Raw genomic sequence first — 13,894 nt, forward strand, 5'->3', positions numbered from 1 at the left:
GGTAGTGGGGGTTACGACGCAGGGCGGATCGACATGCCGCGTGCTCGACGTTGGGTGGCGCTCGCGCTCGGGGCCTGGCGGGGACCGGCCTGATCACCACGCCGGCCGGGGCCGAGCCGGAGGCAAGGCCGATCAGCTGGGGGACTGCGCCGGATTTGCCGGCGCGCCGACTGGGGTGGCCATCGAGTGCGCCCGGCTCAGCGTGCCGCGGGACTACTCGCGGCCGTGGGCGGAGCGGATCAGCATCGGGGTCAGCCGGATCAAGGCGACCGATCCGGCCCGCCGCCGCGGGGTCCTGCTCACCAACCCGGGCGGTCCGGGCGCGGACGGCGTCTTCGCCTGGACCGCGCTCTGGGCTGGGTTCCCGGAACTGGCGGCGAGCTACGACCTGATCGGGTTCGCCCCGCGCGGCACGGTCAACGGCACCCCGATCGACTGCGGCGGCCTGGTCGGCCCGCGTACCCCGGCCCAGCCGTACGCGCCGGAACGGGCGGTGCTGGACTCGGCGATCCACCCCGACTGGGCCTGGCGGCGCAGCCGGGTCGCCCAGGCCGAGGCAAAAGAGCAGCGCACCAACGAGATGTTCGACGACATCGTGAGCAGACACGCGACCAACGGCCTCGGCGGCACCAGGGCCGAACTGCTGGCCACCTGGACCCGCCTGCGGAAGTGGTTGCAGGACAACCCGATCGCCGATCCGAAGCAGCCCGGCCGGTTCGCCACCGGCGACACCCTGTTCAGCGCCACCGGGTTCTACGTCAACTACCGGCGGACCTGGGGTCTGGTGGAGCGGCTGCTGGTCGAGCTGAACCGGGAGCGCACCGGGACCCTGCTGCTGGAGGCCACCCGTCCCTTCGGCGCCGAGCTGCCCAGCGGTGGCGGCGAGCACCGGCCGCTGAACATGACCTCGGTGTTCCTCGGGTTGACCTGTGGTGAGGACCGCTGGCCGCGCGATCCCGCGGTCTACGAACGGGACGCGGCCGAGCTGGAGCGCCGGTTTCCGTTCAACGGCCGGTACTTCATGCTCGCCGACCTGCCCTGCGCGTTCTGGCCGCAGCAGCCCAGCCCGCAGGTCCGGATCGCCGGCCACGGCCTGACCACCACCCCGCTGGTGCTCCAGTCCCGCCGCGATCCGGCCACCCCGTACCAGGGCGGTGTGGCACTGGCCGAGCGGTTGCGCGGGCGGCTGCCCCGGGTCTTGCGCTCAGCCCGGACCGAACGGCGCGCTGAGCCGCACCTGCCAGCCCCGGACGGTCCGCTCCACCAGTTCCAGCCCGGTCGCGGCGAGGCGGATCGGCAGCAGCGCGCGCACCTGCTCGCCGATCCGGTCCGCCTCGCCCGCACTCGCCCCCAGCGCCACGGTGAGATGCGTTGGCGGCCGCTCGCCGAACCGCCCGTCATAGGGCCGCAGCCAGGGCCAGCGCTGCCCGGCCCGGTCCGCCAGTTCCTGGGCGCCGGGTGCGGTGACGGCCAGAAAGCCCGGTCTGACAACAACTTCGGCCAGCGTGAGATCGATCGGCGAGGTGTCCGCGGCGAGCGAGTGGACGGCGGCGGTCAGATCCTCGGTGAACGGAACGAACGGGTAGCTGACGGTGACGTGCGCGGGCAGACCGGGCCGGACCGTGGCCGGATTGACCGCGCGGGCCGCCTCCAGCAGCGGCTCGGCGGCCGGGACGAGGATCAGCAACGCGGTGGTTCCCAGGGCCGGCACCGGGCCATTGTGCCGCGACAAGACTGCGACAGGACGGAGATCCAGGCGGGGAACTGGACGCGTTGGCTCGGGGCATGACCAACCTACTGTCGGCGCGCCCGGTCGCCGAGCCCGGCGCGCGGCCGCGGCTGCCCGCGCTGGACGGGCTGCGCGGCCTGGCCGTGGCCGGGGTGCTGCTCTTCCACGCGGGCCACCTCAGCGGCGGATTCCTCGGCGTGGACCTGTTTTTCGTGCTCTCCGGCTACCTGATCACCGACCTGCTACTGCGTGATCACACCCGTTCGCTGACCGCGTTCTGGGGCCGCCGGATCCGCCGGCTGTGGCCGGCTCTCGCCGTGCTGCTGCCCGGGGTCACCCTGCTGACCTGGGCCTTCGGCTCACCCGACCTGTTGCGCACAGCGCTGGCAGACGGTCCGTGGGTGCAGCTCAACCTGGCGAACTGGCACCTGCTGGCCGAATCGGCCGGGTACTGGGACCGGTTCGGGCCGGGCCGGGTGTTCGGGCACCTGTGGAGCGTCGCGGTGGAGGAGCAGTTCTACCTGCTGTGGCCGCTGGTCGTGTTCGGCCTGCGCCGCCAGCGCGCGGTGGCACTGGCCGCCGGACTGGGCGCGCTGGCCTCGCTGGGACTGATGCTGGTGCTCACCGACCCGGACCGGGTCTACACCGGCACCGACACCCGCGCCTTCGCCCTGCTGCTGGGCGCGCTGGCGGCCACCGAGCCGGTGCGCGAGTGGGTGCGGCGGACGCTGCCGTCCTGGACCGCGGTGCCGCTGGCCCTCGGCCTGGCGCTGGCCTGGCTGCTGGTCGACGGGGAGAAGTCGCCGATGTTGTTCCAGGGCGGGCTGTTCGCGCTGTCCCTGGCCGCCGCGCTGCTCATCCTGCTGGCGCCCGGCTCGGTGCTGGACCGCGGATTGTGCTGGCAGCCGTTGCGTGGGCTGGGTCTGGTCTCCTACGGGCTTTACCTGTGGCACTGGCCGGTATTCCTGTTGCTGTCCAAGGAAAAGACCGGCCTGGACGGCTGGCTGTGGACGCTGCTGGTCTGCGCCGTGTCGCTGGGACTGGCCGTGCTGTCCAAGGTGTTGGTGGAGGATCCGATCCGGTACCGGGCAGCCTGGGCCCGTGGCCGCACCGGCCTGGCGGCGTTCGCGGCGAGCCTGGTCGTGGTCGCACTGACCTGGATCGTGCTGCCCCGCCCGGCCACCGCGGCGATCGACACCAGCGCGCTCGGCGGCCGCCCCGCGGTGTCGGCCAACGGCCCCAAGGTGTCCAAGGTGCTGTTCATGGGCGACTCGATCGCCGCCGGACTGGCCTTGCCGCTGTCCGCCGCGGCCAAGGCGAGCGGGCTCACCCTGAAGTCGATCGCCGCCGCCGGTGGTGGCGGGGTGGTCGGCCCGCTGGCCGAGTCCACCTGGGCCGAACTGCCCCGCGTGCTCGCCGAGTTCCGCCCGGATGTGCTGGTGTACCAGGTCACCACCTACGACTGGGGCAGCCCGGCCGAACAGCGTGCCGGCTATGAACGCCTGGTGCGCGAGGCAGGCGGCGCCAAGGTGGTGTTCGTGACCATGCCGCCGATCCGCCCGGACGATTTCTACGCCGGGCACATGGCCGAGCTGGGGCGCACCACCGACGCGATCAAGGCGACCGGCGCCACGGTGCTGGAGGGCAAGGAGGTCTGGGGCGAGGCGTACCAGCGGGAACGGGACGGCCGGATCGAGCGCAGCTCCGACGGCATCCACACCTGCCCCGCTGGCGCGGCCCGCTTCACCGCCTGGCTGCTCGACGCGCTCGCCGCCCGCTACTCCGGGATCGCCCGGGTGGCACCGGAAACCTGGGCCAACACCGGCTGGGCCGGGGACAAACAGTTCCACGGCTGCTAGGTCGCCGGACAGGTGCGTGGACCGTGCGGATCGGCGCCGGGCAGGGTGAAGTTCAACTGCACCCTGGTCGTCGCCGATCCGCCGCTCTGCACGTGCACGCCCAGCGCGGTGCAGACCACCTGGTCCACCCCGCGGTCGGTCACTTCGTCGCGGGTCAGCGGCAGGGTGAGGGTGATCAGGTCCGGCTCGGTGGTCGCGTACACCCTGGTCGTGCCAGTGACGGTGATCTCGGTGTGCAGGGCGGGCGCCGCGCTGCCGGGACCGGTGAGCAGCAGGGACACCGCCTCGCCGATCGAGCCGAGGTTCCTGGTGTGGCGCTCGTCCGGCCGCAACCGGCCCTGACCGTCCACAAAGTACAGTGTGATCCCTGGCGAGACCCCGGTCGGCGCCTCGCCGCCATCCTCCACAGTGGACGATGGGATGGCACAGCCCGCGGTCAGCAACACCAGCGCCGCCAAGCCGATCCGCCTCATGTCGCCTCCCTGGGCAGCACCAGGCGGAAGCACGCGCCGCCGCTTGGCCGGTTCGCCGCGGTCAGGTCGCCGCCGTGCAGCCGGGCGTTCGCCCGCGCGATGGACAGGCCCAGCCCACTGCCCTCAGTGCCCGAGCGGGCCGCGTCGGCCTTGTAGAACCGGTCGAACACGTGTGGCAGCACCGCTTCCGGCAGTCCGGGACCCCGGTCGGTCACCTCGATCTCGATCCGCCTGGCCTCGGCGCGCAGTGTCACGGTGACCGGTGGCCCGCCGTGCCGCAACGCGTTGCCGACCAGGTTCGCCAGGATCACGTCCAGCCGACGCCGGTCCAGTCGCGCCGGAACCGGCTCGGGCAACTCGGTCCGCACCCGGTCGAGCCAGCCGCGGGCCCGCAGGCAGTCCCGGATCGCCCCACCCACCTCGACCGGCTCGATGCGCAGCTGCGCCATGCCCGCGTCGAACCGGGAAACCTCCATCAACTCCTCGACCAGCCGGACCAGCCGCTGGGTCGCGGCCACCGCCAGTTCCGCCGATTCCCGTTCCGCCGCACCGAGTTGCGCGCTGCTGCCCTGGAGGATCTCGCTCACCGCGGCCAGTGTGCTCAGCGGGGTGCGCAGCTCATGCGAGACATCGGCGACGAACCGGCGCGCGTCGGCTTCCAGCCGCCGCAGCTCGGCCACGGTGTGCTGCAAGGAGCCCGCCATCTCGTTGACCGTGCCCGCCAGTTCGGCCAGTTCGTCCTTGCCCCGCACCGGCAATCGCGCGTCCAGGTCTCCGGCGGCCAGCCTGCGCGCGGTGTCCCGCACCCGCCGCACCGGCCGCAACACCCCGCCCGCGGCGAGCAACGCGACCAGTACCGCCAGCGGCAACGCGATCGCGCTGGTGCGCGCGGCGGCCATGGTCAGTTCGTCCAGCTGCGCCTGGGTGCCGGCCAGATCGCGCACCGCGTAGACCTCGATGCCCGAGGGCCGCCGCTGTCCGTCCACCGCGGTGATCATGACGGGGGTGCCGATCAGCAGTCGCGGCCCATCTTGCTCAACCCGTTGCCACACCAGCCGATTACGCTCCCGCACCGCGGTGCGCAACGCCTCGGCCGCCCGCTCCGCCCCGGCGCCGGCCTGTAGGTCCACAGTGGACACCAGCGTGTTGTCGCCCACCGCCGCCCGCAGCCGGTCCAGCGTGGCCTGGTCCGGCGGGAAACTCACCTGTGCTGCCACCGCACCGATCCGCGCGGTCAGTTCCCCGGTCAGCCGCTGCTGCGCCTCACTCAGCAGCGCGGCCCGCGCCGACCCCGCGCTCGCCCAGGTCGCCGCCACCGCGCCCAGCCCGGTGACCAGCACAAACGCCACCACCAGCCGGGTGCGCAGGCTGTGTCGCCTCATCCGGGACCAAACCGGTAGCCGAAACCGCGCACGGTCTGCACGTGCGCCGGCTCCCGCGCCGAGTCCTCGATCTTGGCCCGCAACCGCTGCACGCAGTTGTCCACCAGCCGCGAGTCGCCGAGATAGTCGTGCTCCCACACCAGTTCCAGCAACTGCTGCCGACTGAACACCCGCCCCGGCGCGCGGGCCAGCGTCAGCAGCAACCGGAACTCCGTCGGCGTCAACGCCACCGGCGCCCCGGCCAGCGACACCGTCGCCGCCACCGGATTGATCACCAGCGCCCCGCCGCCGAGCACCCCGTCCGGTTCCACCCCGACCCGCCGCAACACCGCCCGGATCCGCGCGTCCAGCACCGTCGGCTGGGCCGGTTTGATCACGTAGTCATCCGCCCCGGCGGCCAGCCCGTGCACCACGTCGAAGTCGTCACCGCGCGCGGTCAGCATGATCACCGGCACCGCCCCGGAGGTCCGGATCCGGCGGCACACCTCGAACCCGTCCATCCCGGGCAGCATCACGTCCAGCACCACGATGTCCGGCGGCGTGCCGGCCAGCTCGCGCAACCCGGTCTCGCCGTCCTCGGCGGTGCGGACCTCGTGGCCGTGCCGGGTCAGCGCGAGCTGCAGCCCACGACGCACCAGCGGGTCATCCTCGACGAGCAGAATCGCGGCCACCAAGCCAGTATGCGGTGGCAACGGGGCCGGGGCACGGTCAGCGGCGCGCTGCGACACAACTACGACACAGCACCGTCCACTGTGCCCGGACCAGCCTGGCCGAGCGGACCCGGCCGGCCGCTGCTAGCCTGCGCCGCAGCAGGAGGACGATCTGGGGGACGAGTCATGGGGAACTCGGCAACCGTGTCGGCTGTGCTGGCCGTCGCGCTGCTGACCGTGGGCGCCTGCGGTGGCCCGAGCGCACCGGCGCCGACCAGCAGCAGCACCAGTGCCGCACCGGTCGAACTGAGCAGGGAGCAGTACCAGGCCGCGCTCACCGAGCTGGAGGATGTGGTCCGCCCGCTGGGCGAGCGGGTCGTCGCGGCGAACACGTTGGCGGAGCTGAACATCGCCCGCGCCGCCCTCGGCAACGCGCTGATGAAGCAGAACATGAAGTTCCGCGACCTGACGCCACCAGCGGATCTGCGCGGCCAGCACCGGCGCTTCGACAGCTATTTCCTGGGCCTGAGCGCGATGACGCAGCCGCTGACGATCAGCGACCGCTTGACCGAGTGCGGCACCCGGGTTGACGAGGGCGTCTTCGTGCGTAACTCCAAGGTCAGCACGATCGTCGAGCTGCGCCGGGACAACATGCGCGGGTTCCCGGCCGAACTGACCAAGGCCGGCCTGAAGTTCGCCGGCCTGCCGCTGCCACCCGAGCCCCCTGACCTGCCCAACCGCCGAGCGGCCAACGGCGAGGTGGTGCACCGCGCCGGCGCCAAGGGCGGCGGCACCCTGGCGGTGACCAACAACGGCAAGCAGGACGTGGCGGTCTCCGCGGTGGTCGGCGAACCAACCGACCCGCGCGCCACCATCTACGTGCGGGCCGGCGCCAGCGCCACGCTGACCGGACTGCCCAGCGGGACCTACGGGGTCTACTACAAGACCGGGGTGGACTGGGACGCCGGGCGGCGGGGGTTCACCAGGGACTGCGGGTTCGCCAAGTTCCTGCAGGGGTTCCAGGGCAACCGGGGCTGGCAGATCACGCTGACTCCCGCCGGTGACGGCAACTCGCCGATCACCAAGATCCCGGCGTTCTGAGCACGGCTCACTCGGGCTGAGCCAGGCCGTTCGGGGTGGCCAGTTGCGCTTCCGGCTGGCTTGTTTTCTCTGGCGTCGCGATTATTTCAGTGTCGATCGAAATTAATCGTCGTGGGCGAAGAGCGAAGATCAGCCGGGAGGGAAGGGGAAGAGGGAGCGGCGCTGTCGCGCGAGCAGGTCCGCGCGGGAACGCCTGGTCGGCGCGGCCCAGCACCAGATCACGTAAGCCGACCGACCGTTCGGTAGAGGTGCGAACCAGCCAACGCGTAAGCCGACCGACCGTTCGGTAGAGGTGCGAACCAGCCAACGTGCAAGGTGACCGACCGTTCGGTAGGCACGCAGACCTGCTGTCCCGCGTGCCCACCGACCATTCGGTAGGCACGCGACCCTGGGCTCAGCCGAGGCAGGGCCGATCCAGTCACGGCTCCCGACCCCGGCCTCCGCGCCGCGGACCTGTTCCGCGAGCGTGGCCGCCCCCGCCCCCGCAGCCGTCAGGCTCGTGTCGTGACCGCCTCGCCCCGTCCCGCCCTGCGGCCCCCTGGCCAGCCGTCAGCCTCACTCCGCCGCAGTCGCCGCCCCTAGCAACTCCCGGATCCGCCCCGTCACCGTCGAGAACCCGGGCAACGCCATCGTCTCCGCATACCCCCGCCGCTCCGGCAACCCCACCGGAATGATCTCCGCGACCCGCCCCGGCCGCGCCGTCAGCACCACCACCCGGTTGGCCAGATAAGCCGACTCCGCGATCGAGTGCGTCACCAGCAACACCGTCGTGCCGGTCTCTCGCCAGATCCGGTGCAGCTCCACGTTCATCTGCTCCCGGGTCAGCGCGTCCAGCGCGCCGAAGGGCTCATCCATCAGCAGCACCCGCGGCCGGTGCAGCAACGCCCGGCACAGCGCCACCCGCTGCTGCATCCCGCCGGACAGCTCGTGCGGCAGCGCGTCGGCGAAGCCGCTCAACCCAGTCAACTCGATCAGCTCGTCCGTGCGTTGCCGGGCCTCGGCCGTTGGCATGCCGCGCATTTCCGCCTGGAGCAGGATGTTGCGCCGGGCCGAGCGCCAGTCCAGCAGGGCGGCGCGTTGGAAGACGTAGCCGATGTCGTGCCGGGGGCCGCGGACCTGGTCGCCGAGCAGGCGGACCGTGCCCGCGGACGGGGAAAGCAGGCCCGCCACCAGTTTCAGCAGGGTGGACTTGCCGCAGCCGGAGGGGCCGACGATGCTGACGAACTCGCCCGGTTCGACATCCAGCGACACCTCCTCGACCGCGGTCACCGCGAGCTTGCGGGCGCGGAAGCGGACGGTGACCGCGTTCAGTTGCACGGCGTGGCTGGTGCGGGTAGTGATCACCCGGCTCATCCCTTGGCCGCCACGGTGTGCGCCCAGTAGGTCGAGGGATCCTTTGCCGTGGCCAGGACTCCGGTGCGCACGAACACCTCGATGGTGGCCTTCCAATCGGCCTCGATGTTCACCCCGGGCGCCAGGTTGCGGGTGGACTCGGTGCGCAGCAGGGCGCGGGTGGCGGTGAACTGGTCCAGCACCACCGCGGGCGGCGGCAGCTGTTCGGCGGCGCCCTGCATGGACTCCACCGCGGCGGCCGGGTTCTTCTCCGCTTCCGCCCAGGCTTCGGTGGTGGCCGCGACCATGCGCTTGACCAGGTCCGGGTCCTTGTCCAGCAGGGCGGTGGAGGTGAGCAGGCCGTCGCTGTAGTAGTTCAGGCCGAAATCGGCGAAACGCAGGTAGGACACGGGTTTCTTCGCCTTGTCCTGGATGGTGGGGCCTTGGTCGTTGGCGTTGCCGACCAGTGAGTCGGCCCGGTCCGCGATCACCGCGGCGATCTTGCCCGCCGGGTCGATGTTCTGGATGCGGACGTCGGTCTCGGTCATGCCGTTCTGTTTGAGGAAGGCGCCGAAGGTCTTGGACAGCGCGTCGCCGGCGGTCAGCGCGACGGTGCGGCCCTTGAGGTCGCTGGGTTTGCTGAATCCCTTGTCCCCGAAGAACTGCACCGAAGCGGGAGTGGTTTGCAGGTACACGCCGAGGCTTTTCACCGGGACGCCGGAGTCGACCGCGGTGAGCAGCGAGGCGGTGTCGGCCCAGCCGAACTCGGTCTGGCCGCCGCCGACGGCCTGCACGGTCTTGCCGGAGCCTTGGCCCGCCTGGATTTTCAGGTTGATCCCGTGCTTGCGGAAGATCCCCTGCTTGAGCCCGTGGTAGAACGGCGCGTGCTCGCCGTAGGGATACCAGTTCAGGGTCAGGGTGATCTGCCTGCCCGGATCGGGCGCGCCGCCACCGCCGCACGCGGTGGCGGTCACTAACAACAGCGCGGCGAGCAGAGCGCGACCGGTGGTCCTCATGGGCGGTGGCCTTTCGACTAGAGGGTCGTGTCGGTCGGGGTGCGGCGGCTGACGTGCCAGGGCAGCAGCAGCGCCTCGGCGGCCTCCAGCAGGACGAACAGCACGACGCCGATCATCGACATCAGGATCAGGCCGGCGAACAGCATTGGTGTGTCGAGGTTTCCGTTGGCCTGCAGGATCACGTAGCCCAGGCCCTCGTTGGCGCCGACGAACTCGCCGACCACCGCGCCGGTCACCGCCAGCGTCACCGCGACCTTCAGGCCGGCGAACAACTGGGGCAGCGCGGCCGGGAAGCGGATCTTGACGAAGGTCTTGACCGCCCCGCCGCCCATGGTGGCGGCCAGTTCCAGCATTTCCGCGCTGACCGACTTGAGCCCGGTGACCATGGAGATCACCACCGGGAAGAACGCGATCAGCACCGCCACCAGGACCTTGGGCTCCAGGCCGAAACCCAGCCACACCACGAACAGCGGCGCGATCGCGATCTTGGGAATCACCTGGGCGAACAACAGGATCGGGTAGAGCGTGCGTTCCACGGTCGGCGAGTAGACCATCACCACCGCGGCCAGCACGCCCAGCACCGCGGCGATCAGGAAGCCCAGCAGGGTTTCGTAGCTGGTGACCCAGGTGTGTTCGCCGAGGTAGGACCATTTGGCGGCGAAGACCGACAGCGTCGCGCCGGGGGAGGGCACCAGGTAGGGCGCGACCAGGCCGGTGACGGTGATCAACTGCCAGGCCAGCAGGCCGGCGGCCAGCAGCGCGACCGGCCGCCAGGAGCGTTCCAGCCACCGGCGGGCGCGGGCGGCGCCTGCGGATTCGCGCTCGGTCATCGGCTCCCCGTTCTCCGGTGGAAAGCGCCGTACGCTCAGCACTGTCCAGTCGGAAAGCGCTTTCCGAATCGCGTTGGGTCAGTACGCTAGAGCCGTCGTCCAGCACGGTCAAGAGGGGGAGGGAGCCCGATGACGTTGTCCGGCCTCACGATCGAGCGGGTCGAGACCTTCGCGGTGGCGCTGCCGACCCTGCGCGACTTCGGGGTGGCCGGTGGCGCGGTGGCGGTGGCCGGGCGGCCCAGCATCCGGATCCTGGTCAAGGTCAGCGCGGACGGGGTGTGCGGCTGGGGCGAGGCCACCCCGATCCCGGCCTGGACCTACGAGACCGCCGAATCCATCGTCACCACCATTGACCGCTACCTCGCCCCGGCCATCCTCGGCCGCCCGGCCTGGGACCTGGACGGCGTGACCGCGGTGTTCGACCGCGTGATCAACCGCGGTTTCTCCATCGGCGCGCCACTGGCCAAATCCGCGGTGGACATCGCCCTGCACGACCTGCTCGGCCACGCGCTGGGCGTGCCGCTGGGCGTGCTGTGGGGTCAGCGCCGCGCCGAGCGGATCCAACTGGCCTGGGTGCTCTCCGGCCAGACCCCGGCCGAGGTGGCCGATTCGGTGGCCGAGGGCCTGGCTGCCGGCTACCGGGCGTTCAAGGTCAAGATCGGTCTGCACGCCGAGCGCACCGACCTGGCCGTGGTCGCCGCGGCCCGCGCGGCCGCCCCGGACGCGCCGCTGTGGGTGGACGCCAACCAGGCCTACACCGTGGACAGCGCGCTCCGACTGGCCCGCGAACTGCACGGGCTGGGCGTCACCGAGTTCGAACAACCGTTGCCGGCCAACGACATCGGTGGGCTGCGCCGGTTGCGGGTGCTGAGCCCGCTGCCGATCGCGCTGGACGAGAGCCTGCGCCATCCCACCGATCTGGCCACCTTCATCCGTCTGGACGCGGTAGACGTGGCCATCGCCAAGGTGCAGCGCACCGGCGGCCTGACCCTGTCCCGCCGCCTGTGCCAGCTCGCCCAGGACAGCGGGGTGCGGCTGATGGGCTCCGGCCTGACCGACTCCGACCTGGGGCTGGCCGCCGCGCTGCACCTCTTCGCCGCGCACGGCATCACCGGCCCGGTCGACCTCAACGGCAGGCAGTTCATCGACTCCGCCTACGTCGGCGGGACAACAGTGCAGGTCAGCGACGGTGTCGCCCAGGTCCCGACCGGTCAGGGGCTGGGTGTGCAAGTGGATGAGGCCGAGGTGCGAAAACGAGCTGTGGACGTGCTCGCCGCCCCGTAGGGTCAGCTCGTGAGCACCGCCAGCCCGCGCCGCCGTGCGGAGATGTTCGTCCCCGCCGACCGCGACCCGCGGCTGGCCGCACCGGCCACCGGCGCCGAACGAGCGGTGCTGCTCGGCATCCTGCACGGCCAGCGCGCCACCCTGGAACTCAAGTGCGCCGGCCTGGACCGCGCGCTCGCCGACCGATCGGTAGGGCCGTCCACGCTGTCCCTGCTCGGCCTCATCCGGCACCTGGCCGAGGTGGAGCGCCGCTGGTTCCGGCGGGTGCTGGCCGGTCAGGACGTGCCGCCGCTGTATGTCACCGACGACCGGCCGGACGCCGATTTCGACGGCGCCGCACCCGATCCGGCGGTGATCGAGGCGGCCTGGGCGCACTGGCGGGCCGAGGTCGCCTTCGCCGAGCAGTTCGTCGCGGCGGCCGACAGCCTGGACGTCGAGGGTGTGGACGGCTGGCGCGGGACGGTGTCGCTGCGCTGGGTGCTGATCCACCTGGTCGAGGAGTACGCCCGGCACAACGGACACGCCGATCTCCTGCGGGAGCGGATCGATGGCGCGATCGGCGTCTGAAACGGAGCAGTGAGTTGCTAGTCGACCCGTCCAACACCGAACAACTGCAAGCCTGGGACGGCGGCCAGGGCGAGTTCTGGGCCCGGCGTGCCGACCGCTTCGACGCGGGTGTGGCCCGCTACCGGGAGCACTTCTTCGCCGCGGCCGCGATTGAGCCGGATTCCACCGTGCTGGACGTCGGCTGCGGGGCCGGTCAGGTCACCAGGGACGCCGCGCGGCAGGCGAAATCGGGACTGGCGCTCGGGGTCGACCTGTCCGCGCCCATGCTCGCGCTGGCCAGGGAACTCGCCGGCCGGGAGAATCTGCCCAACGCGGTGTTCGGCCAGCTCGACGCCCAGGTGCACCCCTTCACCGAGCACGCCTTCGACCGGGTGGTCAGCAGGCACGGCGCGATGTTCTTCGGCGACGCCCCCGCCGCCTTCGCCAACCTGGCCCGCGCGCTGCGCCCCGGCGGCCTGCTCACCCTGCTGAGCTGGCAACCCATGCCGCGCAACGAGTGGATGCGCACCTTCCGCACCGCCTTCGCTAACGGCGTCGAGCCCACGACGCCACCGCCGACCGCGGGCGGGCTCACCGATCCGGACCTGACCAGGGACCTGCTGAGCACCGCCGGATTCACCGATATCGCGGTGGACCCGGTCAGCGAGCAGATGTGGTTCGGCCGCGATGTCCCGGACGCGCTGGAGTTCATCACCGAGCAGTTCGGCTGGATCATGCGCGAGCAGGACGCGGACACCCAGGCCCGGATCGTCGAGGCGGTGCGGGCGGACCTGGCCGCGCACCTGACCGAGGACGGCGTGCGCTACGGCTCGGCCGCCTACCTGGTGCGCGCCCGCCGCCCCTGACCCCTCACCAGCGCCAGGCGTACCGCAGCTCGGCCTGCCACTGCTTGATTTCGGCGGGCCAGCCGCGGTCGTAGGTCTGGTGGATCCGGAACCCCATGCCCACGCCCAGCGCGATGTGCTGATCCCGTTCCAGCGACAGCGAGAACGGCACGCCCTTGTCGTCGTACCAGCGCTCGTGCTGGCGGATGCACAGCTGGTCGCCGAGGAAGCTGTTGGCGCACGGCGCGGGCGGGTACCAGATCTGCTCGTGCCGGAAGTTCACCACCGCGCCGTTCGCGCCGACCTTGATCGTGCCGGTGGCGGAGAGGCAGTAGGCGGTGGCCGGGATGGTCCAGCGCACGTAGTGCTGTCTACCTCCGATAGACGGCAGTGGCTGCATGTTGGCGCAGTGGGCGTCGCCGATGGACTCCGCGGTCACCCGCTGGGTGTTGAAGTTGCTGTTGGTGTGGTCGAAGTAGCCGTTGACCAGCAGCCAGTCCCCGTCCTTGACGAAGTGCTCGCCGTAGCCGGGCGGCCATTCCTTCGGATGGCCCCAGGCGATCTCGGACTCGGTCTTGTCCGCGTTGAGCGGTTTCCAGGCCCACTGGCTGGCCACCACGCCCTCGGTCCAGAGCTGCCCGGCGGCACGCTCGAAGACCAGCGCGTAGTCGCCGTAGTTCGGCGGGGCGACCGCGCCGGCGGTGGGCAGCGGTAGGGCCAGTGCGGTGGCCAGGGTGACGGCGGCCAGGCGGCGGATCACGTGTCGAACCTCCGGTGCTCGGATGTGCCGCCCGCACGATCCCACAGTGATCGGCCCCGGCGGGCGGGTTCGCCAGGAGACGGCCCG

General features: G+C 71.5%; 13 protein-coding genes and 1 pseudogene. 6 read left to right on the plus strand and 8 right to left on the minus strand.

The window, feature by feature from the left end:
• Nucleotides 1–901: 901 nt before the first annotated feature.
• Nucleotides 902–1,171, plus strand: a pseudogene (locus tag MZC64_RS48065) (alpha/beta hydrolase); the annotation flags it as partial.
• A 33-nt stretch (nt 1,172–1,204) separates the two neighbouring features.
• Here the strand turns inward: MZC64_RS48065 and MZC64_RS27485 are convergent.
• A complete protein-coding gene (locus MZC64_RS27485) occupies nt 1,205–1,711 on the minus strand; it encodes a 2'-5' RNA ligase family protein (protein ID WP_247762152.1) in 507 nt (168 codons plus the stop codon).
• 74 nt (nt 1,712–1,785) lie between these two features.
• On the opposite strand from MZC64_RS27485, the gene MZC64_RS27490 reads away from it, so the two are divergent.
• Nucleotides 1,786–3,588 carry an acyltransferase family protein gene (locus tag MZC64_RS27490; RefSeq protein ID WP_247761868.1) on the plus strand — a complete coding sequence of 601 codons (1,803 nt, stop codon included), beginning with the start codon at nt 1,786–1,788 and terminating at the stop codon, nt 3,586–3,588.
• Here MZC64_RS27490 and MZC64_RS27495 read toward each other — a convergent pair.
• From MZC64_RS27495 to MZC64_RS27505, 3 genes are read right to left on the minus strand one after another with little or no spacing between them, the layout of a single operon-like run.
• Nucleotides 3,585–4,061: a hypothetical protein gene (locus MZC64_RS27495; protein ID WP_247761867.1), complete on the minus strand. Its 477-nt coding sequence runs from the start codon at nt 4,059–4,061 to the stop codon at nt 3,585–3,587. The two genes, MZC64_RS27490 and MZC64_RS27495, sit on opposite strands and share 4 nt — an antisense overlap.
• Nucleotides 4,058–5,443 carry a HAMP domain-containing sensor histidine kinase gene (locus tag MZC64_RS27500; protein ID WP_247761866.1) on the minus strand — a complete coding sequence of 462 codons (1,386 nt, stop codon included), beginning with the start codon at nt 5,441–5,443 and terminating at the stop codon, nt 4,058–4,060. Before MZC64_RS27500 ends, MZC64_RS27495 begins: the two co-directional genes overlap by 4 nt.
• Nucleotides 5,440–6,114 (minus strand): response regulator transcription factor, encoded by a 675-nt coding sequence (locus MZC64_RS27505; protein ID WP_247761865.1) that lies wholly within the window; start codon nt 6,112–6,114, stop codon nt 5,440–5,442. The genes MZC64_RS27500 and MZC64_RS27505 overlap by 4 nt, the downstream gene beginning before the upstream one ends.
• Nucleotides 6,115–6,279: 165 nt before the next feature.
• Here MZC64_RS27505 and MZC64_RS27510 point away from each other — a divergent pair, with 165 nt between their 5' ends.
• The gene (locus MZC64_RS27510) at nt 6,280–7,194 is read left to right on the plus strand and encodes a hypothetical protein (RefSeq protein WP_247761864.1); all 915 of its coding nucleotides are present in this window, start codon (nt 6,280–6,282) and stop codon (nt 7,192–7,194) included.
• Between the two features lie 555 nt (nt 7,195–7,749).
• Here the strand turns inward: MZC64_RS27510 and MZC64_RS27515 are convergent.
• From MZC64_RS27515 to MZC64_RS27525, 3 genes are read right to left on the minus strand one after another with little or no spacing between them, the layout of a single operon-like run.
• The gene (locus MZC64_RS27515) at nt 7,750–8,538 is read right to left on the minus strand and encodes an ABC transporter ATP-binding protein (protein WP_247761863.1); all 789 of its coding nucleotides are present in this window, start codon (nt 8,536–8,538) and stop codon (nt 7,750–7,752) included.
• A 5-nt stretch (nt 8,539–8,543) separates the two neighbouring features.
• A complete protein-coding gene (locus tag MZC64_RS27520) occupies nt 8,544–9,542 on the minus strand; it encodes an ABC transporter substrate-binding protein (protein WP_247761862.1) in 999 nt (332 codons plus the stop codon).
• 17 nt (nt 9,543–9,559) lie between these two features.
• A complete protein-coding gene (locus MZC64_RS27525) occupies nt 9,560–10,372 on the minus strand; it encodes an ABC transporter permease (RefSeq protein ID WP_247761861.1) in 813 nt (270 codons plus the stop codon).
• Between the two features lie 129 nt (nt 10,373–10,501).
• Here MZC64_RS27525 and MZC64_RS27530 point away from each other — a divergent pair, with 129 nt between their 5' ends.
• Genes MZC64_RS27530 through MZC64_RS27540 form a run of 3 tightly spaced genes read left to right on the plus strand, consistent with a single transcriptional unit; the run spans nt 10,502 to nt 13,068 of the window.
• Complete coding sequence (locus MZC64_RS27530) at nt 10,502–11,656, plus strand: mandelate racemase/muconate lactonizing enzyme family protein (protein ID WP_247761860.1); 1,155 nt, start codon at nt 10,502–10,504, stop codon at nt 11,654–11,656.
• 9 nt (nt 11,657–11,665) lie between these two features.
• Nucleotides 11,666–12,223, plus strand: coding sequence for a DinB family protein (locus MZC64_RS27535; protein WP_247761859.1), 558 nt, complete (start codon nt 11,666–11,668; stop codon nt 12,221–12,223).
• Between the two features lie 14 nt (nt 12,224–12,237).
• Nucleotides 12,238–13,068: a class I SAM-dependent methyltransferase gene (locus MZC64_RS27540; protein ID WP_247761858.1), complete on the plus strand. Its 831-nt coding sequence runs from the start codon at nt 12,238–12,240 to the stop codon at nt 13,066–13,068.
• A 4-nt stretch (nt 13,069–13,072) separates the two neighbouring features.
• Here the strand turns inward: MZC64_RS27540 and MZC64_RS27545 are convergent, their stop codons facing one another.
• Entirely contained in the window at nt 13,073–13,807 is a 735-nt protein-coding gene (locus MZC64_RS27545; protein WP_247761857.1) for a hypothetical protein, read from the minus strand.
• Nucleotides 13,808–13,894 lie beyond the last annotated feature (87 nt).

This window comes from Crossiella sp. S99.2, assembly GCF_023094165.1.
Classification (GTDB): Bacteria; Actinomycetota; Actinomycetes; order Mycobacteriales; family Pseudonocardiaceae; genus Crossiella.